Raw genomic sequence first — 527 nt, 5'->3', positions numbered from 1 at the left:
GTGTACGCCCGACACATCGCTTTTCGCCTGCATGGCCGCCACATGGCCTTCCGCCAAATCCATCACATGGATATAGTCGCGCATACCCGTACCGTCTGGGGTAGGGTAGTCATCGCCGAAAACCGACAATTGCGGCAGCTTGCCTGAAGCCACTTGGCAGATATAAGGCAGCAGATTGTTTGGGATACCGTTTGGCTGCTCGCCGATCAAACCGCTTTCATGCGCACCGATAGGGTTGAAATAGCGCAACAAAATCACGCTCCAGCGCGGATCGGCCTTTTGGATATCCGTCAAAATGCGCTCCACCATAGACTTGGACGTACCGTAAGGGCTGGTCGTATCCCCCGGTTGCATATCTTCCGTATAAGGTACTTTACCCGGATCGCCGTAAACCGTAGCAGATGAGCTGAACACAATCTTAAATACGCCGGCACGCGCCATTTCTTCAGCCAAAACCAAGCTGCCCGACACATTGTTGTCGTAGTATTTCATTGGTTCGGCCACGCTTTCACCGACGGCCTTCAAGC

At 53.5% G+C, this 527-nt stretch carries 1 protein-coding gene; it reads right to left on the bottom strand.

The window, feature by feature from the left end:
- Positions 1-527, bottom strand: a 527-nt coding sequence (galE, locus tag ACTHUM_RS18505; RefSeq protein ID WP_440403752.1) for a UDP-glucose 4-epimerase GalE, incomplete at both ends; no start/stop codon positions are given.

The organism is Neisseria sp. P0021.S006, assembly GCF_051956895.1.
The sequence above is the reverse complement of the archived record's forward strand: the minus strand, read 5'-3'. Positions and strand labels throughout refer to the sequence as shown.